This is a genomic window from Promicromonospora kroppenstedtii DSM 19349, assembly GCF_000515355.1.
In the GTDB taxonomy this organism is placed as follows: Bacteria; Actinomycetota; Actinomycetes; order Actinomycetales; family Cellulomonadaceae; genus Promicromonospora; species Promicromonospora kroppenstedtii.
The window spans coordinates 20,145-22,461 of record NZ_KI911691.1; the positions used below are offsets into that span (position 1 = coordinate 20,145).

General features: G+C 73.0%; 3 protein-coding genes. 2 read left to right on the forward strand and 1 reads right to left on the reverse strand.

Annotated elements, in window-relative coordinates:
* Nucleotides 1–67: 67 nt before the first annotated feature.
* Nucleotides 68–922: an alpha/beta hydrolase gene (locus tag PROKR_RS16650; RefSeq protein WP_051433069.1), complete on the reverse strand. Its 855-nt coding sequence runs from the start codon at nt 920–922 to the stop codon at nt 68–70.
* A gap of 147 nt (nt 923–1,069) precedes the next feature.
* Here PROKR_RS16650 and PROKR_RS16655 point away from each other — a divergent pair, with 147 nt between their 5' ends.
* Nucleotides 1,070–1,681: a TetR/AcrR family transcriptional regulator gene (locus PROKR_RS16655; RefSeq protein ID WP_245605857.1), complete on the forward strand. Its 612-nt coding sequence runs from the start codon at nt 1,070–1,072 to the stop codon at nt 1,679–1,681.
* A gap of 126 nt (nt 1,682–1,807) precedes the next feature.
* A partial coding sequence (locus PROKR_RS35170; protein WP_051433070.1) for a hypothetical protein occupies nt 1,808–2,317 on the forward strand: 510 nt, incomplete at its 3' end.

Sequence of the window (2,317 nt, forward strand, 5' to 3'; positions counted from 1 at the left end):
GCCTCGCCGGCCGACAGGGCAGCGTGCCCGCCGCCTCGCCCGCCGCCGAGGCAGCGTGCCGCCGCCGTCATGCCGTGACGGCGGCGTGCGACGTGGCCCAGGTGAGGGCGTGGTCGGCGATCTCCTCCCAGCCGGGCTGGGAGACGAGCCGGTGCGTGCGGCCCGTGTACTCCTTGTACTCGACCACCGACGGGCTGCCGGTGCCCGTGTACTTGGCGACGATCGCCTTACCGATGGCCGGCGGGGCCACGTGGTCGATGCTGCCGGTGATCACCAGGAGCGGGGCCCGGTCCGCGCGGGCGTAGTCGACGTGTGTCACGCCGTTCTTCTCGTCCATGGTCGAGGCCACCCCTTCGAAGAGGACCCTGTTGTAGGAGGGGACGGCGGACTTCTCCCAGAGGGCGTCCGAAGCGGCGCGGTTCAGGTCGTTGCCGAAGGTGAAGTGGAAGTGCCTCTTCGAGAGCGGCTTGGCGCCGTTGCGGCCGAACGGGTTGGACAGGATCGGCAGGCCCGTGCGCAGCGTGGACAGGGGCAGCACGCTGATCCCGGCGGTCTGCGCGGGTGCGACGCCCACGTAGGCGGCGCCCAGGCCGCGGTCGGCCAGCATCTGGGTGATGACCCCGCCGAACGAGTGGCCCATGATGATCGGCTTGGCCGGCAGTGCGCGGATGATGCGCTCGTAGTGGTCGGCGATCTCCTTGAGGCCGACGCCGCGCAGTGCCGCGGGGTTCGAGCGGATGTCCTGCACGCTGCGGTCGTCGATGCCGGGCCAGCCCGGGACGAGCACCTCGTGGCCCGCGGCGCGGAACCGCTCGGCCCAGGTGTCCCAGCTCGACGGCGTCATCCAGAGGCCGTGGACCAGGACGATCGGCAGCTTGGCGGAGGCGGGGGTGGCGCTGTTGGTGTCGGCGTTGGCGTTCATGGCGGGCTCCTCGGTCTCGGTGGGCCGGGGACCCGGTCCGTCGTCGTCAGGAAGAACGATCGTTCTTTCTCTGTTATTCCGAGAAGGTACGCCCGGCCCGGGTGGCCGTCAAGCCGCAAAGAGAAAGATCGTTCTATGCTTAATGGCATGGCACCCAGGACCACCGCCTCCCGCGCCCCGCGCAAGACCGCCGACGGCGCCTCGGAAGCGCGCGAGCGACTGCTGCGCACCGCGTCCGAGCTGTTCTACGCGGAGGGCATCCACGTGGTCGGCGTCGACCGCATCGTCGCCGCCGCCGGGGTCACGCGCGCCACCTTCTACCGGCACTTTCCCGGCAAGGAGGACCTGGTCGAGGCGTACCTCGGCGTCGAGGACGCGAACCTTCGCGCCGCGCTCGACGGCGCCCGCGCCGCCACCGACGACCCGGTCGAGCTGGTCGGGCTGCTCATCGAGGGCATCGCCGAGGACGTCGCCCGCCACCACACCCGCGGCTGCCCCTTCATCAACGCCGCCGCCGAGTACCCGGACGCCGACAGCGGCGTGCGGCGCGCCGTCGACAAGCACCGCGCCTGGTTCCGCGGCGCGCTCGAGCAGGTGCTGACCGACGCCGGGGTCGACGACGCCGTCACTCGCGCCGGCCAGCTCGTGCTGCTGCGCGACGCCGCCCTGGTGGGCGGCTACCTCGACGGCTGGGACAACGTGCGCGTCGCGTTCGTCAGTGCGGCCCGCCAGGCGGCGGGCCTGGAGCCGGCTGGCTGAGTGCTGCGCGGGGCGACCGAAGTCACGGCACCGACCTCGGCAAGGCAGGTACCAGACTTCCCATTTGCGCGCGGCGACCCATATCCTGGCGTCCGTCTTGTGACTGTCACGAGGGGGAACAGGCCGATGAACGCACCCGACGCCGGACGGGGGACCGCGCGCGGAGTGCGCGGCGTCCTCGCGGCGTCGGCGGCGACCCTCGTGGCCCTCGCCTCCCACCTCGCCGGCGGCGGGGGCCTCCCGAGCTGGCTCGGCGTCCTCGTGCCCTGGGTGCTCTCGCTGCCCGTCTGCACGGCGCTGGTCGCCCGCCGGCTCTCGCTGCCGCGCCTGTCGGTCTCGGTCGCGGCCAGCCAGCTCCTGTTCCACCTGCTGTTCCAGCTCGGCACCCCGTCCGGCACGCTCCAGGCCGCGAACCCGGGGACGCACGGCGCGCACGGGGACATGGCCCCGCTGACGATGTCCGGGACGCCGCTCCAGGCCGAGCTGATGCACGGCGGCCCGCAGATGTGGCTCTGGCACGGCATCGCGGCCGCGGTCACCGTGATCGTCCTGCACCGCGGGGAGCTGCTGCTGCGGCGCCTGCGCGAGCTCGGCGGCCGCATGGCCGCCTGGCTCCTGCGCGGCTGGGCCGTCGCC

Bases quoted from the DNA above. Each gene is read 5' to 3' on its own strand.
- PROKR_RS16650 (WP_051433069.1), bottom strand. From the start codon at position 922: ATGAACGCCAACGCCGACACCAACAGCGCCACCCCCGCCTCCGCCAAG.
- PROKR_RS16655 (WP_245605857.1), top strand. From the start codon at position 1,070: ATGGCACCCAGGACCACCGCCTCCCGCGCCCCGCGCAAGACCGCCGAC.